General features: G+C 54.7%; 30 protein-coding genes. 8 read left to right on the plus strand and 22 right to left on the minus strand.

Features of this window, described 5'->3' with window-relative positions; all coding sequences use genetic code 11:
- Nucleotides 1-38: 38 nt before the first annotated feature.
- The 6 genes from G523_RS20375 to G523_RS18980 all read right to left on the minus strand — a co-directional run bounded on the left by G523_RS20375 (nt 39) and on the right by G523_RS18980 (nt 4,463).
- Nucleotides 39-485 carry a hypothetical protein gene (locus G523_RS20375; RefSeq protein ID WP_022694987.1) on the minus strand — a complete coding sequence of 149 codons (447 nt, stop codon included), beginning with the start codon at nt 483-485 and terminating at the stop codon, nt 39-41.
- Nucleotides 482-949 (minus strand): hypothetical protein, encoded by a 468-nt coding sequence (locus tag G523_RS0110340; RefSeq protein ID WP_022694988.1) that lies wholly within the window; start codon nt 947-949, stop codon nt 482-484. Before G523_RS0110340 ends, G523_RS20375 begins: the two co-directional genes overlap by 4 nt.
- A gap of 25 nt (nt 950-974) precedes the next feature.
- Nucleotides 975-2,123, minus strand: a complete 1,149-nt coding sequence (gene nadA, locus G523_RS0110345) for a quinolinate synthase NadA (protein ID WP_022694989.1) — start codon at nt 2,121-2,123, stop codon at nt 975-977.
- A gap of 307 nt (nt 2,124-2,430) precedes the next feature.
- Nucleotides 2,431-2,868, minus strand: coding sequence for an acyl-CoA thioesterase (locus G523_RS0110350; protein WP_022694990.1), 438 nt, complete (start codon nt 2,866-2,868; stop codon nt 2,431-2,433).
- Between the two features lie 90 nt (nt 2,869-2,958).
- Complete coding sequence (locus tag G523_RS0110355; RefSeq protein ID WP_022694991.1) at nt 2,959-3,927, minus strand: NUDIX hydrolase; 969 nt, start codon at nt 3,925-3,927, stop codon at nt 2,959-2,961.
- Nucleotides 3,927-4,463, minus strand: coding sequence for a tyrosine phosphatase family protein (locus G523_RS18980; RefSeq protein WP_022694992.1), 537 nt, complete (start codon nt 4,461-4,463; stop codon nt 3,927-3,929). The genes G523_RS0110355 and G523_RS18980 overlap by 1 nt, the downstream gene beginning before the upstream one ends.
- 133 nt (nt 4,464-4,596) lie before the next feature.
- On the opposite strand from G523_RS18980, the gene G523_RS0110365 reads away from it, so the two are divergent.
- On the plus strand, nt 4,597-4,800 hold the full coding sequence (locus G523_RS0110365; protein ID WP_022694993.1) for a hypothetical protein: 204 nt from the start codon (nt 4,597-4,599) through the stop codon (nt 4,798-4,800).
- Here the strand turns inward: G523_RS0110365 and G523_RS0110370 are convergent.
- The gene (locus tag G523_RS0110370) at nt 4,778-5,332 is read right to left on the minus strand and encodes a YfbR-like 5'-deoxynucleotidase (RefSeq protein WP_027441628.1); all 555 of its coding nucleotides are present in this window, start codon (nt 5,330-5,332) and stop codon (nt 4,778-4,780) included. The genes G523_RS0110365 and G523_RS0110370 overlap by 23 nt on opposite strands.
- A gap of 217 nt (nt 5,333-5,549) precedes the next feature.
- Between G523_RS0110370 and G523_RS21135 the strand changes: the two genes are divergently transcribed.
- From G523_RS21135 to G523_RS0110390, 4 genes are all read left to right on the plus strand, one after another.
- Entirely contained in the window at nt 5,550-5,687 is a 138-nt protein-coding gene (locus G523_RS21135) for a hypothetical protein (protein WP_022694995.1), read from the plus strand.
- A gap of 113 nt (nt 5,688-5,800) precedes the next feature.
- On the plus strand, nt 5,801-6,535 hold the full coding sequence (locus G523_RS0110380; RefSeq protein WP_022694996.1) for a TlyA family RNA methyltransferase: 735 nt from the start codon (nt 5,801-5,803) through the stop codon (nt 6,533-6,535).
- Nucleotides 6,536-6,587: 52 nt separating this feature from the next.
- A complete protein-coding gene (locus tag G523_RS0110385) occupies nt 6,588-7,661 on the plus strand; it encodes a class I SAM-dependent methyltransferase (RefSeq protein WP_022694997.1) in 1,074 nt (357 codons plus the stop codon).
- Nucleotides 7,658-8,209: a DUF924 family protein gene (locus G523_RS0110390; protein ID WP_027441629.1), complete on the plus strand. Its 552-nt coding sequence runs from the start codon at nt 7,658-7,660 to the stop codon at nt 8,207-8,209. Before G523_RS0110385 ends, G523_RS0110390 begins: the two co-directional genes overlap by 4 nt.
- Nucleotides 8,210-8,212: 3 nt before the next feature.
- On the opposite strand, the gene G523_RS0110395 is transcribed toward G523_RS0110390, so the two are convergent.
- The 3 genes from G523_RS0110395 to G523_RS0110405 are packed head-to-tail and all read right to left on the minus strand — an operon-like array spanning nt 8,213 to nt 10,501.
- The gene (locus G523_RS0110395; protein ID WP_022694999.1) at nt 8,213-8,713 is read right to left on the minus strand and encodes a hypothetical protein; all 501 of its coding nucleotides are present in this window, start codon (nt 8,711-8,713) and stop codon (nt 8,213-8,215) included.
- Nucleotides 8,713-9,813, minus strand: coding sequence for a chorismate synthase (gene aroC / locus G523_RS0110400; RefSeq protein WP_022695000.1), 1,101 nt, complete (start codon nt 9,811-9,813; stop codon nt 8,713-8,715). Before aroC ends, G523_RS0110395 begins: the two co-directional genes overlap by 1 nt.
- 28 nt (nt 9,814-9,841) lie before the next feature.
- Nucleotides 9,842-10,501: a cyclase family protein gene (locus G523_RS0110405; protein WP_022695001.1), complete on the minus strand. Its 660-nt coding sequence runs from the start codon at nt 10,499-10,501 to the stop codon at nt 9,842-9,844.
- Between the two features lie 79 nt (nt 10,502-10,580).
- On the opposite strand from G523_RS0110405, the gene pdxH reads away from it, so the two are divergent.
- A complete protein-coding gene (pdxH, locus tag G523_RS0110410) occupies nt 10,581-11,255 on the plus strand; it encodes a pyridoxamine 5'-phosphate oxidase (RefSeq protein WP_022695002.1) in 675 nt (224 codons plus the stop codon).
- A 59-nt stretch (nt 11,256-11,314) separates the two neighbouring features.
- Here pdxH and G523_RS0110415 read toward each other — a convergent pair whose 3' ends face one another.
- From G523_RS0110415 to G523_RS0110440, 6 genes are all read right to left on the minus strand, one after another.
- On the minus strand, nt 11,315-11,683 hold the full coding sequence (locus G523_RS0110415; RefSeq protein ID WP_022695003.1) for a hypothetical protein: 369 nt from the start codon (nt 11,681-11,683) through the stop codon (nt 11,315-11,317).
- 83 nt (nt 11,684-11,766) lie between these two features.
- Nucleotides 11,767-13,929: a carbohydrate binding family 9 domain-containing protein gene (locus tag G523_RS0110420; RefSeq protein WP_022695004.1), complete on the minus strand. Its 2,163-nt coding sequence runs from the start codon at nt 13,927-13,929 to the stop codon at nt 11,767-11,769.
- A 182-nt stretch (nt 13,930-14,111) separates the two neighbouring features.
- Nucleotides 14,112-14,942, minus strand: a complete 831-nt coding sequence (locus G523_RS0110425) for a polyphosphate kinase 2 family protein (RefSeq protein ID WP_022695005.1) — start codon at nt 14,940-14,942, stop codon at nt 14,112-14,114.
- A 66-nt stretch (nt 14,943-15,008) separates the two neighbouring features.
- Complete coding sequence (locus G523_RS0110430) at nt 15,009-16,313, minus strand: tetratricopeptide repeat protein (RefSeq protein WP_022695006.1); 1,305 nt, start codon at nt 16,311-16,313, stop codon at nt 15,009-15,011.
- A gap of 177 nt (nt 16,314-16,490) precedes the next feature.
- Nucleotides 16,491-17,108 carry a 30S ribosomal protein S4 gene (gene rpsD, locus G523_RS0110435; protein ID WP_022695007.1) on the minus strand — a complete coding sequence of 206 codons (618 nt, stop codon included), beginning with the start codon at nt 17,106-17,108 and terminating at the stop codon, nt 16,491-16,493.
- A gap of 151 nt (nt 17,109-17,259) precedes the next feature.
- Nucleotides 17,260-17,448, minus strand: a complete 189-nt coding sequence (locus tag G523_RS0110440; protein ID WP_022695008.1) for a hypothetical protein — start codon at nt 17,446-17,448, stop codon at nt 17,260-17,262.
- Between the two features lie 116 nt (nt 17,449-17,564).
- Between G523_RS0110440 and G523_RS0110445 the strand changes: the two genes are divergently transcribed.
- Nucleotides 17,565-17,996, plus strand: a complete 432-nt coding sequence (locus tag G523_RS0110445; protein WP_155802644.1) for a MauE/DoxX family redox-associated membrane protein — start codon at nt 17,565-17,567, stop codon at nt 17,994-17,996.
- Here the strand turns inward: G523_RS0110445 and G523_RS0110450 are convergent.
- The 5 genes from G523_RS0110450 to G523_RS0110470 all read right to left on the minus strand — a co-directional run bounded on the left by G523_RS0110450 (nt 17,981) and on the right by G523_RS0110470 (nt 22,080).
- Nucleotides 17,981-18,718 carry an RNA methyltransferase gene (locus tag G523_RS0110450; protein WP_027441632.1) on the minus strand — a complete coding sequence of 246 codons (738 nt, stop codon included), beginning with the start codon at nt 18,716-18,718 and terminating at the stop codon, nt 17,981-17,983. The genes G523_RS0110445 and G523_RS0110450 overlap by 16 nt on opposite strands.
- 1 nt (nt 18,719) lies before the next feature.
- The gene (locus tag G523_RS18985) at nt 18,720-19,658 is read right to left on the minus strand and encodes a DMT family transporter (RefSeq protein WP_022695011.1); all 939 of its coding nucleotides are present in this window, start codon (nt 19,656-19,658) and stop codon (nt 18,720-18,722) included.
- 27 nt (nt 19,659-19,685) lie between these two features.
- On the minus strand, nt 19,686-20,147 hold the full coding sequence (locus G523_RS0110460; RefSeq protein WP_022695012.1) for a hypothetical protein: 462 nt from the start codon (nt 20,145-20,147) through the stop codon (nt 19,686-19,688).
- A gap of 79 nt (nt 20,148-20,226) precedes the next feature.
- Nucleotides 20,227-21,009 (minus strand): SDR family NAD(P)-dependent oxidoreductase, encoded by a 783-nt coding sequence (locus G523_RS0110465; protein WP_022695013.1) that lies wholly within the window; start codon nt 21,007-21,009, stop codon nt 20,227-20,229.
- Nucleotides 21,010-21,117: 108 nt separating this feature from the next.
- Nucleotides 21,118-22,080, minus strand: coding sequence for a hypothetical protein (locus tag G523_RS0110470; protein ID WP_022695014.1), 963 nt, complete (start codon nt 22,078-22,080; stop codon nt 21,118-21,120).
- Between the two features lie 278 nt (nt 22,081-22,358).
- Here G523_RS0110470 and G523_RS0110475 point away from each other — a divergent pair, with 278 nt between their 5' ends.
- Nucleotides 22,359-23,228 (plus strand): hypothetical protein, encoded by an 870-nt coding sequence (locus G523_RS0110475; RefSeq protein WP_162141046.1) that lies wholly within the window; start codon nt 22,359-22,361, stop codon nt 23,226-23,228.
- A gap of 54 nt (nt 23,229-23,282) precedes the next feature.
- Here the strand turns inward: G523_RS0110475 and G523_RS18990 are convergent, their stop codons facing one another.
- Entirely contained in the window at nt 23,283-24,263 is a 981-nt protein-coding gene (locus tag G523_RS18990; RefSeq protein ID WP_022695016.1) for a glycerophosphodiester phosphodiesterase family protein, read from the minus strand.
- Nucleotides 24,264-24,404: the final 141 nt, after the last annotated feature.

The following is a 24,404-nucleotide window of genomic DNA, read 5'->3' on the forward strand; positions in this document are numbered from 1 at the left end:
TCGTGACGCAGCCCTTAGAGAAATTGGTTGTCATGAGATCAGGAAATAGCCCCGATTGAGCGCCGGAATTCGGCAATGTGGAAACCCCAGGACATCAGATAGCCCTGCATCAGGTCAGAGCTTGTGATGGCGAGTCGAAAATTGTCCGGCAAATAGCCGCCATTATCATAGCCCTGAATGTATTCCTCAATTTCGGAGCTGATCTCCAGAATATTGTCTTCGCGAATAGCGGTGCAGGACTGGCGGACCTGCCATTGTTCAGAGCCGCAAATCTGAAGTGCTGTCAGCTCACACTCATAGACGCCCGGCTCTGACGTACCCAGCAGTAGAGCTGATCCGGTGAAGGAACATCCGGCACCTGTATCAGCTTCAAACGACCATTCGCCGCTAATGTTTGGAACGTCGTCGGATGCCTGCTCTGCGAATGCAGCGCCAGAGAGCATTGGTGCGAGACAAACAGAAAGGGCCAGTACAAGCTGTTTCATGAGATATTCCCCTCATCGCGCACGAAGATCGCTGTGGCGGTAGAAGCAGACACAAGACGCCCGTGCATTTCATCGCCGGTAACGTCGCTGATGATGAAATGATCGGGCATATAAACGCCCATCACATTGGGCATACGTTCGATAAATTCGACGATTTCGCTTTCGAGCAGATACTCTGTGTTGTCCGCCGTGATCTGACAGGTCTGGGCAACAACAGACCGTCCAAAGCCGCAATCCTCAACAGCGGTCAGTTCACATTCCAGACCGTCGGCGTCCGTCTGGCCGGAGAAGACTGTGAGAGTGCCTGTCATCTGGCAAATGCCATTGGCATACCGGTCCGTTGAGAATGACCAGCTTCCAAGTATGTCAGCATTGAATTCCGAACGCGCTGTGAACGCCGGTTCTGCCTGTGCGACAGAGAGACATGTGGCGATCATAAAGAGCGTTGCCGGAACTGATTTCATACTGACCTCCGGGGCAACCGAGCCCTTATGCAGGGCTCAGCGTTTCAATATCCTTTGGTGCAAGACCCGTTTCGAACGGACGTGCAGTCTTTGGATTTGGCAGAGCGAGCATAGCATCGATCGCTTTTTTCGCCTGCACACGAACATCTTCGTCGACCAGAACTTCGTGCTTCATCTCGGTCAGAGCGTCGAAAATGTTCTCCAGCGTAATCCGTTTCATATGTGGGCACAGATTACATGGTTTCACAAACTCTACGTCCGGATTGGCACTCGCGACATTGTCGCTCATGGAGCACTCGGTCAGCAGAACAACTTTGTTCGGGCTGCGCTCGGACACATAGTTGGACAGAGCTGATGTAGAGCCCGCGAAGTCTGATGCTTCCAGAACATCTGGTGGGCATTCAGGGTGCGCAAGAATCAGAACGCCAGGGTGTGCATCACGCAGCGCGTGGATATCGTCAGCTGTGAACTGCTCGTGCACTTCGCAGCGGCCATCCCATGTGATGATCTCGATATCTGTGACCGCAGCTACGTTGCGCGCCAGATACTTGTCCGGGATCAGGATGACTTTATCCACACCCCATTCCGCCGCGACGTGTTCAACAACCTGAACCGCGTTGGAAGATGTACAGCAAACGTCTGTTTCCGCTTTCACATCCGCAGTCGTGTTCACATAGGTGACGACAGGAATGCCGGGGTACTTTTGCTTGATCAGGCGGATATCCGCACCGGTAATGGATTCGGCCAATGAGCAGCCTGCTTCCATGTCAGGGATAAGAACCGTCTTCTCCGGCGCGAGAATTTTAGAGGTCTCGGCCATGAAGTGAACGCCAGCCTGTACGATGATTTCCGCATCTACATTGGCCGCTTCGCGCGCCAGCTGGAGAGAATCTCCACGGAAATCGCCAACAAGGTTGAAGATGTCCGGCGTCATATAGTTGTGCGCCAGAATAACCGCATTACGTTGCGTTTTCAGCTTGTTGATGCCGTGTACGAGCGGGGCAATACCCGGCCATTCCATCGGAGTGATGAAATCCTTCACCTCTTCATAGAGATGGTCCGTAGCGGCTTTAACCTCGTCATTATAGGAGAGGCCGCGAGCTTCCAGTGCAGTTGGCGTGCGCGTTAGCGCAGGCATGTCGCAACCGGGTGCAGTATCAATAATTCGGGCCATTAGTCCCCTCCTTCGATTTTAAGGGGCAAGCCCCTTTTGCTCAATATGAGTATAATATGGGCAGACAAATACGCCTTTTCAAGATCACAGGCCTTGAGAAAGGAGGAATTGATACCCTTTTGCCCAAATTGAGCAAAACTCAGTGCGTCACAAATACGTCAAAGAGCAGAAGCTGGCAAGTCAAATCTGGGAGAGGTACGAAGGGCAGGACGATCTAAAACGCAATCAAATCCATGCGGCGTGGGCATATTCCTTGCTGCAACTGCGAGATAGCGGAGAAATTTTGCTTCGGCCTTTGCTTAACCGGTCACTCTTCGCGGAGGAGCGAGGTCGCTGCGGCACGAAGGTTGTCCGGAATAGGCACGGGACGGCGCGTGTCTTTGTTGACATAGACATGCGTGAAGCTTGCTTCGGCGGCTGCGTCATCCTCGCCAACAGAAAAAAGGCCGATCAGATAAGTGATGGAGCTGTTGCCGACGCGCGCGACTGCCATACCGGCCTCAATCGGTTCCGGCCAGCCAAGGCTGGCGTGGTAGGTGCAGCCAGACTGCACGACAAGGCCGACGATATCGCCGTCGGGAACAGGCATGCCTGCTTCATTGCGCAGCCAGCTGTTCACAACGCTGTCCACCAGCTCGTAATACACAACATTGTTCATATGACCGTAGACATCATTATCCTGCCAGCGGGTGGTCAGGTGACGGTATTGTACAAAGTCGGAACGTGTCGCGCGGGTTTTAGTCACTTGTTGGCCTGCCAGTCGTGTTGGTTGTCTATATTGAGTGTTACGGGGCTTGCTGCAGTGTGCATAGAGACGGATTGGAAAAAGTCCGGCTTATCGCTGTTTGGGCGTTTGAACGCCAAGAGCTGCCTGTTCTGAGAGTATTTCTCTGCGGAAACGGAAGCGTTCAGCCGGGCGGCCGCCCGTCGCGGTTTCAAACTCGCCAGTGCCTTCAACAAAACCTGTCTTATCAAGCGCGCGGCGGAAGTTCTGCTTGTGCAGCTTGGTACCCAGAATGCCCTCAACAGTCTCTTGCAAGGCAGACAGGGTGAACATTTCCTGCATTAATTCAAAGACAACCGGGCGATATTTGATTTTGCCTCTTAAGCGGCTCATGCCGGTTGCCAGAATGCGGCGGTGGTCTGACCGCATCGGCGTGCCGGTGACGCGTTCGGGAAGGCTGCAGGGCGAGGTTTCGGCGCGGTCACGCCAGGCTTCCGGTACGATATCGGCTTCGTAAAGGAGCTCGTAGCGCTCCAGAACGCGCTCTTCGATCCACGGTTTGCCGTCGAGGCCAAAAGCAATGCTGGCGCGGGTCCACCGGTCATGGCTGGCTGCCGGACTGCCCGCGCTGTCCGCCCATTTCTTCAACTGGTCAGACAGTGGGCTGATGATGGCTTGCGCACTGTCTGCGCGATGGTCTTCCCAAGGGAAATAGCGATACCAATTGCGCCACACCGCATCGAACGCGCCGCCAATTTCCGTGGCTTCAGGTGTCAGCGCGATATAGCCGACAGAAATCACGCGATCAGCGGGGCTTCCGCTATCAAGGCGCGCTGTTGGAAGCTCGCGTCCCAGATCGCCAAATGTATAGAGTTGCTCGACATAGCCGAGTTCAAAGCCGGTTTGCGCGCTCACCCAGTCTCTCAGACCAATTTCAAACGTGCGGTGGCCTTCAGGGTCGAACGCACCAAAGGGGAGACCTTCCAGCCCGTCTTCGTCGCCGCCACGTGTCGCCAGAACGTGTGGCAGGCCATCAATGGCCGCAACGATAACTGCAGAGAGGCCGACCCGCAGAGACATTATACCCAGTGACCTCGCACATCGTCGAATTGTGTGGGCAAGGCGAATGGTTCGGCGTCTTCGGCGTAAGTATGCGGCTTCATCGTCATGACGGCCTTGAGCATACGACCGTTACGGCCAAGCAGAGAATCCGCAAATGTCACGAGCTGTCGGTTTGGCTTCGCCGTCGGTGAGGCCGCGCGCAGCAGGTCTGCAATCTCTGACTCGTCGCGATCCGGATTTAAAAGACACGCAGTAATAAATGCAGATGCGGTTGAGCGGGAGACGCCGGCCCAGCAATGAATGAGGATCGGGTCATTACGATCCCAATCGCTGACAAACTCGATTAGCTGTTCAACATGCTCCGGCATTGGCGGATCGGGCGTTTCGTCATCTGCTTCAACGTCTTCGAACGCCAGCCTTAAATGCTGGCCGTCATTCAAATCAGGAAAGACGGGGAATTCATCCCATGGGGCGAGAAGGCTCACCACTTTTACGGGGCGTATCTCGTCTGAAAGCGGCGGCGCTCGGAAGCGCGAACTGACCCAGATTGTCATGTCTTCCCCTGTTCGAAGGATACCCGCCCCAGCGCGTCTGAGGCAAAGTTCAGATGCCCGGATACGTTGCCGTAATTTCTGACGCAACGGAAGGCTAAAATAAATATGTAAAACAGAGCAATAGGTTCTTCTGATGAGAAAGCCCGTAGAAACTGCTATCCTGTTCGTGATTATCTGCGCAGGTCTCTACACCATGAAAATCGCTGGTGAGGAGCCGCAAGCCACGGCTGAACTGACCGGATATGGCAAAACGAGACTCACAGTGAATTGCCCTGATGAGTCTGGTTCAGCCTCTCAAAACCACATGACGTCTTTTAACTGGCCTGAAGCGCTTTGAAGCGTTCTACGAACTTTGCTTGGGCTTCCATGGCAGGCATAGGCGTGAGGCGCATCTCGGAATGGACTTCAGGCGCGCCGAAAATCTCGTCAGCCTCGGCTTCGGAGAACCCCGCCAGTTGAACCGCTTCCAGCCATGCACTGATGTGATCGGCTCTCTTAATCAGCTTTTTCAATTTTTTGTCGGTAACAGGTGGTAGACCGAAACGAATGTGAATCGCTCGTTCAAGCTTGTCTTCGAACGTGCGGTAACCTTCGCCCAGTACCGCTTTGAATGGCGAGATCATATCACCGATGACATATTCAGGACTGTCATGGAGCAGGGCGACCATGCATTCTTCGCGCGTCAACTTAGGTGATAGCTCGCGGCAGACTTCTTCCACGACAAGGCTGTGTTGGGCGACAGAAAATGCATGTTCGCCAATCGTTTGGCCGTTCCATCGCGCTACGCGAGCGAGGCCGTGGGCGATATCGCTGATCTCAATATCCAGCGGAGACGGGTCCAGAAGATCCAGTCTGCGACCTGAGAGCATACGCTGCCAGGCGCGTGATGCGGGAGCTTTTTGACGTGCGATTTTAGCCTCCGAATGGTCAGTTCTGCCCGGCAAAATCTGCCGGTTTTTGTTATCAAAAAGTGAATAAAATCAGATACTTTTGTAGTGATTTTATTCGTCTGAATCTTCGCTTTGAATACCCTTCATTAAGAGCCTTCACCTTACTCTGTCTACACTCCGAGGGAGAGAGTGAAAAATGATTGATGTGATGGTGAATGCGGTGCAGCAGCCTGCTGCACCTCTGATGGTTCTTTGCCTCGCGGGGCTCGCAGTCGTGATTGAAGCGATGCGCGTTAGCCGTGAAGCTATGTGGAGCGATCTTTTCGAGGACTAACCTCCGCTGAGGCGTTCTGGGTGATAATAAGAAAAATTATTGGGCGGCCTCAAGGGTCGCCCATTTTCATTTCTGCCCATTTCCATTTTTGAAAGAGCGCGTAAACAGGCTGAATGTCTGAACGTGTGCGCCTTGATAAGTTTCTTGTTGATAGTGGGTCTTTAGCGACCCGATCGGAGGCGCAAGCCTCGATCAGCGCAGGCAAGGTAACGGTGAATGGCACCGTTGTGACGAAGGCGAGCCTGAAAGTTGGCGGGGACGACATCATTCACGCAGAGCGCGCCCACCCTTACGTCTCTCGCGCGGCGCTGAAACTTAAAGGCGCGCTGGAGGTGTTAGGCGTCGATGCAAGCGGGCTAAATTGTCTGGATGTCGGCTGCTCTACTGGCGGCTTTACAGAAGTGCTGCTGGAAGCCGGTGCGGCGCACGTTATTTCGGTAGATGTGGGAACAGACCAGTTTGACCCGAGCCTGCGCGATAATCCTCGTATCAAACTGTTTGAGCAATTGGATGCGCGCAAACTGACGTCTGAACAGATTGATCATGAGATTGACCTTCTGGTCTGTGACGCGAGCTTTATCGGTCTGGAAAAGGTTCTCGATCCGGCGGTGTCATTTGTGAAGTCGGGGGGGCTGGCGCTTTTGCTCTTCAAACCACAATTTCAGGTCGGTCGTAAGGCTGTTGGCAAGGGCGGTATCGTAACAAATTTAGAAGCGGTGGACGTTGCAAAACAGGCCTTCACAGACTGGCTGGTAGCCAATGGCTTCATGCTAAAAGGCTGGGAGCCATCTTCCGTCACGGGTAGTGATGGCAATCAGGAATGGCTGGCTTACGCCATTAAAAGCTGAGGCTTCCCAAAGCGGTTAAAAACGCCATATCTTCTCTCAGGAGAGAAAAGCTATGGCTGAGAATTCCCGCAATCCGCTTCGCGCGCTGAGCGCAGCAAAATATGTCGCTGGGCAGAGTGTCCGCACGCTCTGGTATTCTGGTCATTACGCGCTTTTGCGTCGAAATATGGGCGGTTTCTCACGACCCGACGAACCTGCGTTCCAGCCTGCGAGCGGTCAGCCAAGCTTTAAGGCTATGCGCCGCGAATTCTTTAAAGCCTATCAGCGCGATCTGGCAAACATCGAAGCTGGGCTATATCCGCGCCCGCGTGATGCGCAACCTTCACAGCTCCCCTCGGCTCTGCGTCGATCACGCTCGTTCCTGAAAGATGCCGACGCAGTGAATAAGCGCCGGCTTGAGCGCAATGGTACTGAAGTGCGCGAAGAACTACGAACGGGCAATTATCCGGCCTATTACCGCCAGAACTTTCACTACCAATCCGGCGGCTGGTTTTCTGATGAGAGCGCCGATATTTATGACACTCAGGTCGAGGTGCTGTTCACCGGGTCTGCCGATGTCATGCGCCGCTGCGTTCTGGGCGAGATTGCAAAGCTCATGAAGGGCCGAGACCAGCGCCAGACGCAGTTGCTCGACCTTGCCTGCGGTACAGGCCGTTTTCTTGCCAGTGTGATGGATGCATTTCCGCGCCTCAACGCAACAGGGCTCGATCTGTCGCCAAATTATACAGAGAAAGCCAAAGACGAAGTCCGTCACTGGAAGTCTGCGGAGATTATTCAGGGGCAGGCCGAGGCCATGCCACTGCCGGATGAGTCTCAGGATATCATCGTCAGCATTTATCTTTTCCACGAGCTTCCGCCGAAAGTACGCCCCGTGGTGGCCAGAGAAATTGCCCGCGTCCTGAAGCCAGGTGGGAGCTTTGTGTTTGCGGACTCAATCCAGCTTGGCGACACACCGGAGATGGATGGTCTTCTTGAATATTTTCCGGAAGGCTTTCACGAACCCTATTACAAACACTATCTCACCGAGGATTTCGGAAAGTTGTTTTCCGAAGCCGGTCTTGTGCCATCAGACCCTGATCCGGTGTTCCTCACCAAAATTCAGACATGGACAAAGCCCGACGCATGACCGCAGCCGACAATAAAGACACAATCGACTTTCTTGATTTCTGGCTGAGCGCCGGACCGTCCAAATGGTTTAGCGGCGGTGAGGCATTTGATGAGAAATGCCGCGCCTATGAAGCGCTATGGGAGAAGGGCGCTGCAGGTGAGCTGGACAGCTGGGCAGACACCGCCTCGGGAATGCTTTCGCTGATTATTCTGCTGGACCAGATTCCACGTAATATTTTTCGCGGCGATGCAAAGCAGTTCTCGACCGACGCAAAAGCGCTGGATCTTGCACGTATGGCTATCGAGCGCGGCTATGACAAAACGCAGATGATGCCGACGCGGAACTTCTTCTATCTGCCATTTATGCATTCGGAAGATCTGGCCGACCAGCAGCTGTGTTGCGATTTACTGCGTCCTCTGAACTCGCGCGAGCATTACTATTTTGCGCTCGTCCATATGGACGCCATAGCGCGCTTCGGACGTTTTCCGCATCGGAACAAGATGCTTGGCCGTGAGACAACTGAGGCTGAGAAAGCCTATATGAAATCAGGTGGTTTTGGCGCTTAGCGCTCAGGCATTGCCCGACATGAAATAGCGAAACGCGCTGCGCACATCTTCCGGCGTATCTTCGAGCTTTGAAAGATCGAGACGGATTTTGCCGTCGCGGCGTAGCCTGAATATGCGAATTTCCCAGGGTCGCAGGCGCGTTGCTGCCGTGGCCGAAAACACATCCGGAATCGGGCGTGCGAAGCTCAGATCGATCGCAGGCAGTTTCACAGCTTTCACCTGAACCATACCGTCGCGCACATCAGAGATATCGCGCCAGCGCACCGCGCCGAGGCCGTCAATTTCGACACCATCTTCGGAGAGTTTGAGCGCAGGCCGATCAAACCGCGTGAGAGGCCAGAAGCGCAGGGCGACGAAGGTCAGTATCGCTGCAATAATGGAGAGGCCCGGTACGCCAGCCAGAAGGCCGGTCATGCCGGTTACGGCGGCGAGGCCTAAGGGTATCCAGACACGCGTCGCAATATTGGTCTTGTCATAGTCCGCCGTGAAGGTGCGTCCTGACATTAGCCCATTTGTCCTCTGTGACGGAGTTTGTGGTCTGCCAGAACGCAGGCCATCATCGCTTCAGCAACAGGTGCAGCGCGAATGCCAACGCAAGGGTCATGACGGCCCTTAGTCATCACGTCGACATCCTCTCCATCGCGTGTGACGGATTTGCGGGTCGTCAGAATGGAGGAGGTCGGCTTCACCGAGAAGCGGGCTACAATGGGCTGACCGGACGAGATGCCGCCCAGAATGCCGCCATTATTGTTGGAAAGGAAACGCGGGCCTTCATTGCCTGCACGCATTTCGTCAGCGTTTGCTTCGCCCGTGAGTTCGGCGGCATCCATGCCGGCACCAATCTCGACGCCTTTCACAGCATTGATCGACATCATTGCCATGGCGAGGTCTGAATCGAGCTTGCCATAGATTGGCGCGCCCCAGCCGGGCGGTACACCTTCAGCGACGACTTCAATCACCGCACCTACGGAAGAGCCGGACTTACGAATCTCGTCGAGATAGGTTTCCCAGGTCTTCGCCGTGTCTGCATCGGGGCACCAGAACGCATTCTGTTCTGTCGCGGCCCAGTCCCATTTCGTCCGATCAATCTTGTGCTCGCCGATTTGGACAAGTGCCGCGCGGATTTTGATGTCAGGGCCAAGTACGGCGCGGGCGATCGCCCCCGCTGCTACACGTGAGGCTGTTTCTCGGGCTGAAGAGCGTCCGCCACCACGATAGTCGCGTACGCCATATTTTTCGTCATAAGTGTAATCGGCATGGCCCGGGCGATAACGGTCACGGATATCACCATAGTCTTTGGAGCGCTGGTCGACATTTTCAATCATCAGGCAGATCGGCGTTCCAGTAGTGACCTGTCCGCCGAATTTTTCTTCAGTCTGGTCATCACTGAAGACGCCAGAGAGGATTTTGACCTGATCGGGCTCGCGGCGCTGCGTTACAAAACGGGATGTACCCGGCTTGCGCAGGTCCAGATATTTCTGAATGTCTTCTACGTCTACGCGCACGCCGCCCGGACATCCGTCAACCACACAGCCAATAGCTGGACCATGGCTTTCGCCCCAGGTTGTGACCCGAAAAAGATGACCGAATGTGTTATGCGACATGTGACCTGGCTACCGTGCTGATTTCCGGTCAATCCATAATGGCATGAGCGCGCACTGGAAAGGTGCCGACCTCTTTAATTTTCGGCGGTACAGCGGAAAACAGGAAGCCGTTATGCGGCAGTTCGGACAGATTGGTCAGATGTTCGACAATCGGTATCTCGGCGCCTAGCAGAATTGAGTGCACAGGGCGCTCGCCTCCATCCACATTATCGATGTTAAAGCTATCGATCCCGACCAGCGCGGCGCCTTCATCGCGCAACCATGCTGCGGCCTCGCGGCTGAGGAAGGGATGATCTTCGAAATATGCGTCTGTGCCGAACTTGTGCGACCAGTCCGTGCGAATGAGAACGGCTTTGCCTTCGACTTTTAAATGATCGAACCATGAAAGCCCAATATCGCGGTTAGGCGCGGCCGTTACGTTCACGCACAGCGCTTCGACAGATGATACACGCTCCAGGCTCAGACCGCACATATCGTGGCCGTCGCGATAGCGGTGACGCGGCACATCCAGATACGTGCCCGTGTTGCCGTGCATAGAGATCCACTGCATGGAGAACTCGGTGCCTTCGGCATATTTGCCGTGCGATTTCTCAAAGCTCATCCAGTCGCAGATGATCGGCGCTGGCAGGCCTTTATAGGTCACCATGCCTTCTTCAATAGAATGCGAGAGGTCGATATATCGCGGCATAATCCGTTCCTTCAGGCTTGTCCTTGTGTGGAACCGCGCACACATTCAGTCAAGGCGGCAGCATCGCAGGAAACCTCACATGTCCGACAAGAAAATTGATGACCTCATTCCGGCGTCTCCGGACTATCAGGATCAAAAGAATGCGCCAGAGGACGATCACGTGTTCTTCGCAAAGGAGAACCCGTTCGACCTGTTCGCAGACTGGCTGGAAACGGCTGTGAAATCCGAAGTGAATGATGCGAACGCCATGTCTCTTGCCACAGTCGATGCCGACGGACTGCCGAATGTTCGCATGGTGCTTTTGAAGAGCGCCGATCAGGACGGCTTTGTCTGGTACACTAATCTTGAGAGCGCCAAAGGCGGCGAGTTGACCGGCCAGAAAAAGGCCGCGCTATGCTTTCACTGGAAATCGCTGCGGCGGTCCGTGCGCGTTCGCGGTGAGGTCGAGCTTGTCAGCGATGAAGAGGCTGATGCCTATTTCCAGTCCCGCGCGCGTGACAGCCGCATCGGCGCATGGGCCAGCGAACAATCCCGCCCGATGAAGGGGCGCTTTGCGCTCGAAAAACGTGTGGCGCAGTATGCGACCAAGTTCGGCCTCGGCAAAGTGCCGCGTCCGCCGCATTGGTCAGGGTTCAGGCTAAAGCCGGTTGAGATCGAGTTCTGGCGTGACCGCCCATTCCGTCTGCATGACCGTCTGGTGTTTCGTAGAGAGAATAAAGGGGCACCATGGACCACGACACGACTGTTTCCATAAAAGAACAGGCTGGCGTAAAGCCAGCCTGATGAAGTGGGCTACGTGAGGTTGGGTGAGGTTCAGCGACCGACCGGATTTTCAATCACTACGGACGCACCGGCTGGAATGCCAAGTTCGGAAAAGCTGTAAACCAGCTCAACGCCTTCCGGCATGAGGGCGCGGCAATGGTCTTCGCGTTCTCGTTCGAACTCGACATAGAATGTGTTGTGGTCTTCGCGGTCCACATCGACACCATAATAGGATTTGTCTGTGCAGCCGTTCGATGGGACGCGTACGGTGACGGTGTCGCCAGAGACATCTGCGCTGTAGACGCGATCATCATGGGATGAATAGTGAGAGCTATAGCCGTCTGAGTCGGCATCGATGATGACACAGCCAGCGGCGAGGAGTGCAGCGCCTGAAATGGCTGCGAGGGTGATGAGTTTCATGACGGAGGTCCGTATTGTTTTGCGATAAAGCTCATATCGCAAAACAATAATAGTTCGTCAAGTAACAATATCTGGAAAAAGCGTCAAAACTGAAAACGGTTGCCGAAGCGGACGACAAACTGGCTCTGGACTGACTCAAATTCTCTCGGGAACTCGTCATAGTCGACCACAGCGCCATGGCCGAGAGACACGAAGACCTCGGTTTCAGGGCGAACTTCCCAGCGCAGTCGGCTGAAGATCGACATGCCTTCAGAGATATTGTCGTACTGGATCTGTGTATTCACAGAGATATCTGGCGAGAGATTGATGACATTCTCGACCGAGTAGACCTGCACGGTGACATCACCATTCGGAACAGAGATCTGGTCGCGGTCATATTCCAGCTTCAGGCTCCAGTATGGAGAGGGCTGGAAGTTTGTCGCGAGCTTCACTTTCACACGTTCGCCGCCGAAATAATCCTGCACTCGAATCTCTGAGTTCGTGCCGTAGGGCCGTGTGAAGGACGATCGGATCGACGCTGATGCCCCGTCATTATGGTATTCGCCTGCGGGAATGATAATGCCGCGTGGCAGCGAGAATGGCGTATTCACGACTTCCAGATTCTCAAAGAGCGAGAACTTGAATTCGTCAGTCGCGCTGTTCACGAACTCAAAATTGAACTGATTACGTCGCGTTTCCAGATTGCCGTCGAGGTCGGTGATATAATTGTGCTCTGTGCCTACCTGCCAGTACTGCAGCCAGCTATCGGTCTGGCGGAAACGGCGGTGCCAGCCTCCGCGGCTGTCCTGCGTGCCCGGGCGGTTCACGAAGCCGAGGGCAGGGCGATATTCCTCGCCAATCTCGCGGAAGGAAACATTCCAGCCCCATTTATCGTTCGGATACTGAACGAGCACGCCATAGGAATCGTCTTCAACGTCATCAGACTGGCTGCGCAGATAGAATGCTGTAGCCTGCAACAAGCCGCCGCCCATGAAGTTACGGTCGCGGTAGATGAAGTCTGTGCCGAGCACAGTGTTATCTGTAAGGCCGCGCGGGTCGCCATTCGTCGCGATGAAGCCAAGGCGGGAATTATCGAGCACATCAATGCTAACACGTCCAACCGAGAGGGTTTGCTCTTCAATATTGGCAGCACTGCCCATGCGGGTTGTTAGAAGGCCGACTTCCACGCCGTTCAGCTCTCCGCTGAGCTTGATACCGCCCTTCATGTCCACCTGCGTACCGTCAACGATACCTATGCGACGAGAGAAGAATGGCTGGCCGTTGGACTGACCCCGCCCAAAAGTTTGTCCGGCGAATTCGAAAACAGCAGCGTCCTGTAGGAAGAAGTCACGCGTCTCTGGCAGGAAGATGGAAAAGCGACCTGTATTGATCTGTCGGGCATCCAGCGGCGTGTCCGAAAAGTCGGCATTCAGCGTGAGGAGGCCGGTGAGCGAGGGCGTGAATTTGTAATAGATGTTGGCGCTCGGCGCGAAGATCAGATCGTCATCGCGCGGGCGTTCCCAGTCGCGGCTCGCTTCAATCTTGCCGAGGACTTCGATATCCAGCCCCATGCCTTCTTCGATGTCACTAATTCCGGTGAGGCGGCCCGGCTGTCGAAAGTCGAACGGCATGACGCCGGGATCAATAGAGGCCCAGCGAATCTGTTCGTTTTTGTGAGCCAGCTCGCGCGTGATGAGGAGGCCCCAGCCTTCATCTGACTCTGGATCAAAACTGATAGAGCGGAACGGAATTTCGATTTCCGCCGTCCAGCCATCATCCGTGACTTGTCCATCTGCCGCCCAGATCGTGTCCCAGGCAACAATTGGCGGGCCACCGCGTTGAAGGATACGGTCGAGACGTGCACCCGCTGCGTTCACATCAAAGCCGAAGCCGCCAAGGCCCGTATTGAACGGGTCTATATAGAAGCGCAGCATGTCATCGCGCCAGACTTCGCCATCGCGTTCCATAATGCGGGTGATGATTTCGTCAGGATTGCTGTCAAAGGCGTGGACGGCGACATAAAGCGCGTTCTCGTCGTAGGCCATATAGACGATGGTGTCTTCCGTCGGGGTGCCGACAATTGGCTCTACGGAATAGAAGTCGGTTATCTGCGTAGCCTGTGCCCAGATGGGATCTGAGAGGTCGCCATCAATGGTAGGAGCAAGATCAGGAGAGACGCGCGCAGGGGCTACGCTTGGCACATAATTTTGAAAATCAGGGAATACGGCTTCCTGTGCGCTGGCTGCACAGACAATGCCTACTGCCACACAGCTGACTAGCAAACTCTTACAAAACGACGCCAATATCCTCGCCCCTCATATATCTTATGCCCGTCGTTTTAGACAACCGCACCAACAGCGCAACAAGATAATGAGAGTTAACTACACAATTCTGCCTCTGAAGAAGGCCTCAGAGACGAACCGCCCTGATTTTCATCAATAGTTGCGCATTAAATGTCGTAGTCCGCTGCGTTCCAGCCCGGATCTGGATACTGTGGGTCCATGTCTTCGAGCGCGCCGCGAATGATTCGGGCAATCATCGCATTGCGACGGGATTTGGAGTCGGACGGCACAACATACCATGGCGCGTGCTCGGTTGAGCAGCGCTCTACCATGTCATCATACGCATCCATGAATTCGGGCCAGAGCTTGCGATCCTCAAGGTCGCCAGGATTGAACTTCCAGCGCTTATGTGGCGCGTCGAGGCGGGATTTGAGGCGCTCTGCCTGAGTTTCCGGAGAGATGTGCAGCATGAATTTCAGAATGCGCGTGCCGTTCTCGGTGAGGTGTTTTTCGAACTGGTTGATCTGATCGTAGCGCTTTTCAATGTCGTCCTTTGGCGCGAACCCGCGCACTTTGACGACCAGCACATCCTCATAGTGGGAGCGATCGAATATCCCGATATAGCCTTTGCGCGGCACCTGCTGGTGCACGCGCCAGAGATAGTCATGAGAGAGTTCTAAGTCGGTCGGCTTTTTGAAAGCGGCAACCTGAAGACCGAGCGGGCTGGTATGGGCGAAGACAGAGCGCATCGTGCCGCTCTTGCCAGATGTATCAATGCCTTGCAGCACGACGAGCAGGGCGCGCTTTTGTTCGGCGTAGAGAATATCCTGAAGCCGGTCGATCTCGCGTGCGTCTTCTTCGCAGCTGGCGCGGGCCGTATGTTTGTCGTCGAACAGTTTTTCGTCGCGTGTGGCGCAGTCCTTCAGTTTGAAGGTTTTGCCGGGCTCTGCAATCAGACGCTTTGCAACGTCCTTACTGGATGGGATTTCGATACTCATGAGGCCAGTAAGACGCGAATTCTCCCTGACAGCAAATGGTTTTGCCGTCAGGGCGGGAAATGCAGTCTAGCAGACGTTACGGTTCTGGTTGCTGCCCTGACACCATGCGGCACGGTAGCGGTCACGGGTTTGCTGAGATGCTTGCGCCGATGACAAGACAGGCGAAGAGCTCGGCGTCGGACCAGAGTTCGTCGTGTAGCTCGGTGCGCGTGACCCGTATTGCTGCTGATAGCGTGCAGCGGCAGCGCCAGCCGCGTTTGTATCGCCGCCAAATGTGCCCTCAAGCCCGGTGCCGCGCGCGGATAGCTGTGAATTCACAAATGACGAGACCTGTCCGGACGGGAACCAGTAGGCCAGAACATAGAGGTCCTGAGTGTTCAGGGTCGACATCGCACCCGCATTGTTAGCAGCAAGAACGGCGCGGGATGCGAGGTCCGTAGAGCGGTACTCGTGCACCGCGCGGTTTACGGCATCGGCATAGCGACCAGAGCGGATGAGCCCATCAATATCGCTGTTACGCTGCTGCTGTTGAGCCTGATAAGCAGCGAGTTCTGCAGCTTGAGTGCGTATCCAGTTCGTCAGATACTGCCCGTACTCACAATGGTTTTGCTGACCACCACGACAAGCACGTGTGTATGCCTGCGCCGCAAGTTCATACTCTTCGAGCATCATATAGATATAGCCTACATTACCGCAGGATGCTGCGACGCCCTGATTGCAGTTCAGCTGGTTGTAATAAATGCCGCGCTGCGCATCGAAGCTAGGAGATTCCGGATTTCCGTAAACCGCTTCGGCCATCTGACAGTAGAGACGGTCGTATGCGTCTGCGCACACACGCTCTGCCATCGGGCCAGCGCGCGAAAAGTCGACATGCCCCGGATGTTCGCCTGCGCGACCGTCATATGCGATCGCTGCGCCGTCCTTACATGCTGGAATGTTTCCCGCCTCGCAGCCTTCTTCCATCATATCAAGACCGCGTCCGATGTCGCGGAAGCCAAATTGCGGAAGGACCGCGACGTCATAGGCATACTGGCAGCCTTCATAATGGCCGACCGAGCAAGCCCGTTCGAAATTATCGAGTGCCGCGCTGCGGTCCTGACGGATATTGCCTTCGCCATAGAGTTGCCAGCGCCCGACATAGAAACAGCCATCTGGCACACCCAACTCACAGGCGCGTATGAAATACGGAAGGGCGTTTTGCTTGTTATTCGGAGCTATCTCTGCGCCCGCATAGAAACAGCCTTCAGCATTTCCGGACTGACAGGCTCGAACATTGTTGGCCGACTGGGCTTCAGCCGACGAAAATGCAGGCGCGAGCATCGTCATCGCTACGCAGAAGGCCGCGCCAGCTAAATACTTGAATACAGACATAAAATCCCCAGAACACATTATCGATAATGTAGACTGCCGGATAATTATCCATTTTGCGTCCCCTGAACAGGGGAGGGTTGCATTTCCACTGCATTCGCGAAGACGTTGGACGCGGCAGCCAAGAAAAAAGCCGCCCGGTAATCCGAACGGCTTCTCTGAAATCGATGTTCTGTCTTCTTATGAAGAGTAGAATTCGACGACCAGGTTAGGTTCCATTTTCACTGGGTATGGAACGTCAGAAAGCTCAGGAATACGAACGAATGTCGATTTCATAGCTTTCGGGTCGAGGTCGATGTACTCAGGAACGTCACGCTCAGCAGAACCGAGAGCTTCCAGAACCAGCGCCATGTTTTTCGCACGGTCACGCAGTTCAACAACGTCACCCGGCTTCAGACGGTAGGAAGGAATGTTCGTGCGAACGCCGTTTACTTTGACGTGAGCGTGGTTCACGAACTGACGCGCTGCGAAGATTGTAGGAACAAACTTGGAGCGGTAGATGAATGCGTCGAGGCGGCACTCGAGGAGACCGATCAGGTTCTCTGCAGTGTTACCCTTACGACGAGCTGCTTCGTCATAAGTTTTACGGAACTGCTTCTCGGTGATGTCGCCGTAGTAGCCTTTAAGCTTCTGCTTCGCCATCAGCTGTGTACCGAAGTCCGACATTTTCGAACGACGAGCTGCACCGTGCTGACCCGGGCGAGACTGACGCTTGTTTACTGGAGACTTTGCGCGGCCCCAGATGTTTTCGCCGACGCGACGGTCAATTTTGTATTTTGCACTATGTCTGCGGGACATGGTGTTATCCTTATTACTGACTGGGTCCGGCTTGCCACCCTATGTGGCGAGCGATCTCAACGGCGGACACCAACCACCCGTCATAGCTCCGCACCCGGGTAAACGGGGCGAAGCGCGCTAAAAGCCTGAACTGGACGTGTTTGTCAACCGCCTATTGGTCGGGTGTTTCGATTGTCTGCGATCCATAGCGGATAATGAAATACAGAACACCGAAAAGCAGGCCGCCAAGCCCCCATTCCACGCCTTGATGAAGTACCAGCGCTACAAGCGTGAAAATCAGCCCTGCGACGGCTGGAATAGCCCAGATGATCATACTTTTGAGAGTCGGCTTATCGGTCATGTCATTGAAATATGCGAGGCTTAGTCTGAGAGCAATGGCACGCGAACAGAATGCTGACCTGAAATTCGCTGTATGAGGCGAACAGGTATCGGATTTCAATGCAATTGGAGGAAGACATGTTTTCAGAAAAAAGACTTGTAACCATAGAACTAGTTGCCCGAACGCTCATGGCGTTGATTTTGATTACCGCGGGAACTAGCAAATTCTTTAGCGCTGGCGGGTTCGCAGATTACTATTCAGGTCAGTTTAGCAACGAGGATCTACGTATCACACTGCCTGGTACGTTAACTGGACTGTATCTGAACATTATACCGTTTGTTGAAGTTGGACTCGGTCTGGCGCTATTGTCCGCTACTTTAAAACCTTGGACTATTTATGCTTGGTACATGTTCATGGGGTCACTTCTGGTGGGGCACTACATCCTGCAGGAATGGTCTGAGGTAAATCAGATGCTCGACTATTTCTTTCTGGGTTTCGTCTGTCATTTACTGCCAACATTCTCGATTAGTCGACTTAAACAAATCAGTGAAAATCAGTCATCGCGCTGAATGCGGGCTTTGCCGCGACCAAGCGCGAGGGCTTTGATGGCGCCGCGGAATGTACGTGTTTCCTGCGCCGTCCAACCTGAACGGGTGAACGCGTTTCGAAGGTTCTGAACCATCACGTCTTTCTTCTGTGCAGGAAAGAAGAAGCCAGCGCGGTCGAGCTCGTCTTCGAAATGCTCCATCATGCCGATAAGCTCTTTGCGATCAGCTGGCATGTCGACACCAGTGACCTCTTCGGTTGCTTCTGCATCTGCAAACGCATGGGCGAAGACACCAACAGCCTGAGCCAGATTGAGGGACGCAAACTCACGGTTCACCGGATAGGTGAGGATAGCATCGCATATAACAACAGCGTCGTTCGGGAGGCCTGATTTTTCAGCGCCAAACAGAACGCCCGTCTTGCCCGCAGCTTTCATAAGCGCATCAACGCCGGTGCGAGTAGAATGTACCGGCTTTTCCATGCCGCGCTGGCGGGCGGTGGTCGCGAGCAGAAAGTGGAGATCTGAAACGGCCTCATCCAGCGTCTCGTAAACCGTCGGTATGACGACGCCGCTCTCAAAAGCGCCTGCAGACATGGTATCTGCTGCAGGGTTGGGCCATCCGTCGCGCGGAGCAACAATGCGCAAATCAGACAGGCCGAAATTCCCCATAACGCGCGCCGCAGCGCCGATATTTTCGCCCATTTGAGGGCCAACAAGGATGATTGCAGGCGTGTTCTTTGTCATGTCAGCCTTTTTCTGCATTCAGCGCGGCTTGTCCAGTTGTTGCCGCCGGTTTGCCAGTGGTCAGCAAACCAATACCGACCGATGTGAGGATCAGAGCGCCAAGGTGTGGCAGGCCGAAGCTTTCTCCAAGAACGAAGACGGCCAGCATGGATGTCGCGACCGGTCCGACATTACCAATGGCGCTTGTCGGGCCTGAGCCGAGGCGGGCAATGGCTTCTGAGAGCATGAAGCTTGGCAGCACGGTGCAGAAGGTTGCGAGCAGCACGCCATAGGCAATGATCAGCCATGTGAAGTCCGGCATATCGCCACTTATCGCAACGACACTGGAATGCGCCATGATCGTCGCACCGGCGGCTGTCATGGCAATGCTGGTGAACAATGCTGACCCGAGTGCCGTGATTACCGGTTTGGCCGCTGTCACGTAGATTGCGAACAGAATGGCCGCGCTGAATACCAGAAGACTGCCGAAAATGATGTGCTCGCCTTGTTGTGAGAACTCGCGCCCGAACAGAAGAAAAACGCCAGCATAGGAGAGGGCGAGTGCCATGATATGCCGGATGGTCAGCGTTTCTTTCAGGAAGATCGCAGCCAGTACCGCGACAATCGTCGGGTAGGTGAAGAGGATTAGCCGTTCCAGCTGTGCAGAGGTGTATCGCAGCCCCTGAAAATCGAGCCAGGTGCATAAATGGTAGCTCATTATGCCAAGACCCGCAGCGAGCAGTACCGTTTGCAGCTTGGTGCTCGCCAGACGCCTTCTGAACGAAAAGAAGCCCACGGCCAGAAAGGCTGGCAGCGAGAAGCCCATACGCAGAAGCATCATCTGTTCCACCGTGCTGCCTTCATCCAGCGCGAGCTTCAGCACGATCCCTTTCGCGCCAAAGAGGATAGTGCCGATAATAGCAAAGCCGAGGCCGGTCAGACGGTGATGATCATGTCGCATAGGGGCGAGGCATTAGGCCTCGGGCTGTCAGTTGGCAATGCCGGATGATGGTGAAGTGAACTTATCTGAATCAAGGAGCTGAAACAGGTCATCATTGCTCAAATACTCGTTCCAGCGGGCCACAACCTGACCGGACTTACCAAACAATATGATCTCGTTGCTTTCCAGATTGCAGCCTTGCTCGCGAGCTTCGCGCTTACGCCCGGTGAGATTCAGCGACATGACCTGGCTCATCGGGCCGAACGCAGTTGAGACATGCGTGGCTGCGCGTGCCTCGGAGAATTCAGCGACGGTGACCTGCCGCTCTGCGTAGCCAGCCCAATTGATTGTGCTCAGCTGTGTGTGTGCAAAATCTTCGTCACCGAAGTTGCAAATGACGAGGCGGACCGGATCGTTGGAGAAGTCTCGTAAAACGGGACCGGCCTTCGGCGCGTCCGAAACGGCGGCGATAGCAATCGTGCCCGCCAGTATGAGTGTTTGAAAAGCCACCTGAAATCGTCTCCCTGACCGGACGCTAACCCAGCATGCCGGAGCATAACAGGTGGCTGATCATTAAATCTCGCGTCTGTTACGCGTTACGTGCCAGCTGGCCGCCATCTACGCGGATCGCAACACCGTTCATAAAGGAAGACGCTGGCAGCACACAGTTAAGCGTGATGTTCGCGACTTCTTCAGGATAGCCATAGCGGCGCAGCGGAACGCGGCGCTTAGCGAAGATCGTTTTGTGATCGTCCTGAATGCCTTCGGTGATACCTGTGTGGATCGGGCCCGGGCAGACTGCATTCACAGTGATGCCTTTCGCACTGAGTTCGACGGCCATAGCTTTGGTGAGGCCGATAACGCCGTGCTTCGCCGCAACATAAGGCGAGTTCAGTGCGGTCGCGCCGAGGCCTTCAGTCGAGGCGATGTTTACAACGCGGCCTTCGCCGGATTTGACGAGATATGGCAGTGCTGCGCGAACCATACGCTGGTGCGCTGTCAGCATGACATTGATGGACCGGTTCCAGACTTCATCATACTCGTCTGCTTCGAACGGTACGAGATGGGCGAAACCTGCATTATTTACCACGATATCGAGGCCACCAAAGCGTTCCACAGTCGCGGCAACCGTCGTTTTTATGGCACCATGGTCGCCAACATCAAGGGCAAGGCCAAACACATGATCAATGCCAGCGGCTTTGATCTCTTCAACGACGATGTCGACTTTTTCCTGAGACAGGTCGGTGACGACAACGTTTGCGCCTTCACGTGCGAAGAGGTGCGCGGTGGCGCGGCCCATGCCTGATGCAGCGCCTGTAACGATTGCTGTTTTGCCTTTGATGGACCGGCTGAGTTCGCGATACGGCTCCATGATTGTCTCCCCTGAGCTTGCTGTTTAGTTGCGAACCTTATCCGTGAGTTCCTGCGCAATTGGCAAGAGAGGAGTGAATTAATGTCTGATTTGAGCCAAGCGCTCCTATCAGCAGTGCTGGGAGAACAGCTCTGCGGCGCGGATTGCGGCGTCATGAAGGGCGAGAAGATCATTGCGCTCATCATCAGAGGCCTCCTGTAGGATATCCGGCGGGGGATCTGGCGATTTGATCGGGACGGGATGCCACGGGGTGTCATCCCGGATGCGATGCAGTATGAAATGATGCCTCGCTGATCCGGGATCTGACCAAGGGGGAGTGCGTGCGTCAGGTCCCGTGTTTGCGGGGCGTAACGTTGTTCCGCACTGCGCACGGGATGACATCCGAGCCAGCCAGATGCCGGCAATGCGGCCGGCGCGGGCGTCGATTTCCTCGATCAGCGTGCCGAGGCGCTCCATGCGGGCAATCAACCTGTCGCAGGTATAGATGGTGTCGTTGCCGGGGCGCTCCCCTCTCCTCTGAGGAGAGGGGCCGGGGGTGAGGCGAGAAGATGTTTTTTCGGCCCTCATCCCAAACCCTTCTCCCAACCCGGGAGAAGGGCTTTCCGGCAGCGATATCCGAAAGGCCGGGAGCTTCTGATCATAGAGCGGTAAACCGCGCAGCACGAAATGAGGGTGAGCTTCTTTGTTTTGTTCTCGCGAACGATGTTCGCATAGAACGCGCTCAGGGCTGTTCTCGTTTCCACCGAACCTGTCGTCCCGAGTTCGCGATGGGGCACGCTCAAAGCTGTTTCCGAGCACAGAAGACAAACCATCCTTCACCAGACCTGATCTAAGCCGGGCATAGGCCATCCAGATGATGAGACAGCGAATGAGATGCTCAGCGTGCTCAATCAGGCGTCTGAAACGGCGCTCATCCCACCGAAAGAAGCTGGCGGGAAAACCTGTTTGCGTTGTCGAACTATCGGGAAGCGCCCATTGAAATGGAAACCCAGAGAGCCGGGCGATATAGCTCGCCGCGCGTGATTTATACGCGTAAAATTCTTCGGGAATATCCAGCTCAGGCTCGTTCATTTCTTTAGCTTAAGGTGGGAATTCACGAGGTTGATAAGGTTTTGATGCGCAGGCTTACGACATGGCGACATACAGCACCATCGATGCGATTGGCTGTGTTCACTTAGCTGTACAGTCGTTTGAAATCAGGAGTGAAATCTCTTTGCGGGGTATGAATTCATCGATATGCTGGGTTTATGAGGCAAGAAAAAAGATATTCAAGGTTGTTGAGCAAGTCGCGTGGAAAACCACTTATCAGCGCAACACTATGTCTGTTTCTGGTCGCTTTAAGTTTTGCGGTGATCGGCCGGATCATCAGTATCCATATCATTATGCACGAAATGTGCGATCCGCTCATATTTACGGGCCGGCTGCCGGATCAGGATATTTCCGGCATTGAGTGGTTTTTGATTGTCGGCGGGCTTCTTCTCATTGCACAGCTGATGGTTATGTTGGGCGGTATTCTGGATAAGCGTTTCGGTTGGGTGGATTTCAGCCTCGGAACGGTGAACGTGCTATTGGCTCTGTTCTTCGTCGCGCACTGGCTGACCCTTTGGTCGTATTATAGTCCGCAGCATCCGGCATCCCGATTTGTCGACTCAGTGTTGCTGAGTAATCCGCTCATGCGAGCGAGGATGATCTATTTAGGACCGGCCGAATACCGATCTCCGGCCAACGACCCGAATTGGGAAGTTTATGAGCCTATGCGCTATTCTGCGGGGTCGGCAGACCTCGCGATTGATGCGCCATCAGTGTATCAGCATCGCGCGTCTGGTGTGTTGGCGTCGCGTGAGATCGTTTTTCAGTGTTTACCGGCGCACATTCAAATTTCAAATGCAGAGCGCTTGATCGAAATGGGCAACGTTACTGGCGGCGAGAACCTTATCCTGAATGCAGGCCCCCAGTATGACTGGGTCTATCGGGACACTGAATGGCGGATCGTACATGTTTATGCGCATTCAGGCACGCCAGCCGGTGCCGCGCTTCTTGAAGAATACCGCCAAAACCCTTCGCCGATAGATGCTGATGAGTTCTTTGATTTGCTAGCTGCAGAGCAAGAAGAACCAGATGGCGAACCGAAGCCCGAAATGACGTTCGAAGAATTTGTCGACGCTTATATGGCCGAGATGGAGCGCAAAGCGGAACGGCGCGAACTACGGGCGAATTAGTAAGGCGCTTAGCAGTCCCCGCCAGCGCAAGGGGCTGCTATCTTTTCGATCAGCCTAGAGGCCACACTGTTCCCGGGCGATGTCGTCACCATCAATCGCCTCGGCGACTTCAAGCGGAACATCTGTCGCAATAAGCGTCAGGCCGGCGTCGACCAGGTCCTGAAATTCAGACCCGTCGCCATCCGCCAAATACTCATCATCAAGGCGTTCACCCGGACGACCCAGCGTACCGAACGCCGCTTCCACGCCTTCATCCAGAACCCGTTCCCATGCCGTAAAATCCGGATCACGTGTGCCGGTCCAGGCGATGAGTTGCGGCTTACGTACACCGAGATCGAGGAGCGTATTGATATCACGTGCGCCAAATGCGCTGGCTGTCATCATCAGTTCCGGTGCGATGCGCGCAATTTCTGCCGCTTGGCGGTCATCATATGAGATCATGATGACGTTGTTCTCCGCGCCCGCCGTGCGGACAGCTTCAATAATGTTACGGAAGCTGGTGGTCGGCTTTTTGTCGAGTTCCAGAATAGCCCCGCTCTCGACAGCCCAGTTCAGAGCGTCTTCCAGAGTGGGAATGGCATAACCGGTCTCGTTGCCGAAATTGTCCACGAGGGTCGCTTCGCTGATCTGTGCCCAATCGAATTCCGCCACGGCGCCCTGCATGGTCGTTGTACGCGTAAGGGTGCGGTCATGCATCAGAAAGAGCACGCCATCCTGACTTTCGGCGATATCGATCTCGAAGACGCGCACATCATTATCATAGCCGTATTGAAGCGTCTCGATTGCATTCTCTGGATAGAACTCATACGGGCCGCCGCGATGTGCAGCGATGGCCGTGCCGTTATTCTCGCGCAGGCAGTCAAAGATTTCCGGCAGGGACGGTCGGGCGGCGACGGGTGTCGCTGTTGCCTCGTCAGAGCTCTGCTCTACCTCAACCGGATCAACAGAAGAGACATCAGGCGATTCTACTTCACCGAAGCAGCCTGTGAGCAGGAAAGTTGCGGCGAATAGCGGTAGTGCAGCGTTTTTAAACATGATCAGAGGACCTTGGCGATGTATATTGCGGCCTCTCTCTAACGAATATTTGTGACATGGAAAATATTCAGTGCTGCCGGGTTGCACTTTTTGTTCGTTTGACGCTTCTTAATACCCAAAAAAGATGACACATGCGTCATC

This window comes from Ponticaulis koreensis DSM 19734 (genome assembly GCF_000420665.1).
Lineage (GTDB): Bacteria > Pseudomonadota > Alphaproteobacteria > Caulobacterales > Hyphomonadaceae > Ponticaulis > Ponticaulis koreensis.

What these genes read in the sequence shown, in the direction of transcription:
- G523_RS0110340 (WP_022694988.1), bottom strand. Translation starts at nt 949, where the DNA reads ATGAAATCAGTTCCGGCAACGCTCTTTATGATCGCCACATGTCTCTCT.
- G523_RS0110425 (WP_022695005.1), bottom strand. Translation starts at nt 14,942, where the DNA reads ATGAGTATCGAAATCCCATCCAGTAAGGACGTTGCAAAGCGTCTGATT.
- nadA (WP_022694989.1), bottom strand. Translation starts at nt 2,123, where the DNA reads ATGGCCCGAATTATTGATACTGCACCCGGTTGCGACATGCCTGCGCTA.
- G523_RS0110380 (WP_022694996.1), top strand. Translation starts at nt 5,801, where the DNA reads ATGTCTGAACGTGTGCGCCTTGATAAGTTTCTTGTTGATAGTGGGTCT.
- G523_RS0110355 (WP_022694991.1), bottom strand. Translation starts at nt 3,927, where the DNA reads ATGTCTCTGCGGGTCGGCCTCTCTGCAGTTATCGTTGCGGCCATTGAT.
- pdxH (WP_022695002.1), top strand. Translation starts at nt 10,581, where the DNA reads ATGTCCGACAAGAAAATTGATGACCTCATTCCGGCGTCTCCGGACTAT.
- G523_RS0110430 (WP_022695006.1), bottom strand. Translation starts at nt 16,313, where the DNA reads ATGTCTGTATTCAAGTATTTAGCTGGCGCGGCCTTCTGCGTAGCGATG.
- G523_RS0110395 (WP_022694999.1), bottom strand. Translation starts at nt 8,713, where the DNA reads ATGTCAGGACGCACCTTCACGGCGGACTATGACAAGACCAATATTGCG.
- G523_RS18990 (WP_022695016.1), bottom strand. Translation starts at nt 24,263, where the DNA reads ATGTTTAAAAACGCTGCACTACCGCTATTCGCCGCAACTTTCCTGCTC.
- G523_RS0110445 (WP_155802644.1), top strand. Translation starts at nt 17,565, where the DNA reads ATGTTTTCAGAAAAAAGACTTGTAACCATAGAACTAGTTGCCCGAACG.
- G523_RS0110405 (WP_022695001.1), bottom strand. Translation starts at nt 10,501, where the DNA reads ATGCCGCGATATATCGACCTCTCGCATTCTATTGAAGAAGGCATGGTG.
- G523_RS0110440 (WP_022695008.1), bottom strand. Translation starts at nt 17,448, where the DNA reads ATGACCGATAAGCCGACTCTCAAAAGTATGATCATCTGGGCTATTCCA.
- G523_RS0110385 (WP_022694997.1), top strand. Translation starts at nt 6,588, where the DNA reads ATGGCTGAGAATTCCCGCAATCCGCTTCGCGCGCTGAGCGCAGCAAAA.
- G523_RS0110390 (WP_027441629.1), top strand. Translation starts at nt 7,658, where the DNA reads ATGACCGCAGCCGACAATAAAGACACAATCGACTTTCTTGATTTCTGG.
- G523_RS18985 (WP_022695011.1), bottom strand. Translation starts at nt 19,658, where the DNA reads ATGCGACATGATCATCACCGTCTGACCGGCCTCGGCTTTGCTATTATC.
- rpsD (WP_022695007.1), bottom strand. Translation starts at nt 17,108, where the DNA reads ATGTCCCGCAGACATAGTGCAAAATACAAAATTGACCGTCGCGTCGGC.
- G523_RS0110465 (WP_022695013.1), bottom strand. Translation starts at nt 21,009, where the DNA reads ATGGAGCCGTATCGCGAACTCAGCCGGTCCATCAAAGGCAAAACAGCA.
- G523_RS0110415 (WP_022695003.1), bottom strand. Translation starts at nt 11,683, where the DNA reads ATGAAACTCATCACCCTCGCAGCCATTTCAGGCGCTGCACTCCTCGCC.
- G523_RS0110365 (WP_022694993.1), top strand. Translation starts at nt 4,597, where the DNA reads ATGAGAAAGCCCGTAGAAACTGCTATCCTGTTCGTGATTATCTGCGCA.
- aroC (WP_022695000.1), bottom strand. Translation starts at nt 9,813, where the DNA reads ATGTCGCATAACACATTCGGTCATCTTTTTCGGGTCACAACCTGGGGC.
- G523_RS0110470 (WP_022695014.1), bottom strand. Translation starts at nt 22,080, where the DNA reads ATGAACGAGCCTGAGCTGGATATTCCCGAAGAATTTTACGCGTATAAA.
- G523_RS0110450 (WP_027441632.1), bottom strand. Translation starts at nt 18,718, where the DNA reads ATGACAAAGAACACGCCTGCAATCATCCTTGTTGGCCCTCAAATGGGC.
- G523_RS20375 (WP_022694987.1), bottom strand. Translation starts at nt 485, where the DNA reads ATGAAACAGCTTGTACTGGCCCTTTCTGTTTGTCTCGCACCAATGCTC.
- G523_RS18980 (WP_022694992.1), bottom strand. Translation starts at nt 4,463, where the DNA reads ATGACAATCTGGGTCAGTTCGCGCTTCCGAGCGCCGCCGCTTTCAGAC.
- G523_RS0110370 (WP_027441628.1), bottom strand. Translation starts at nt 5,332, where the DNA reads ATGCTCTCAGGTCGCAGACTGGATCTTCTGGACCCGTCTCCGCTGGAT.
- G523_RS21135 (WP_022694995.1), top strand. Translation starts at nt 5,550, where the DNA reads ATGATTGATGTGATGGTGAATGCGGTGCAGCAGCCTGCTGCACCTCTG.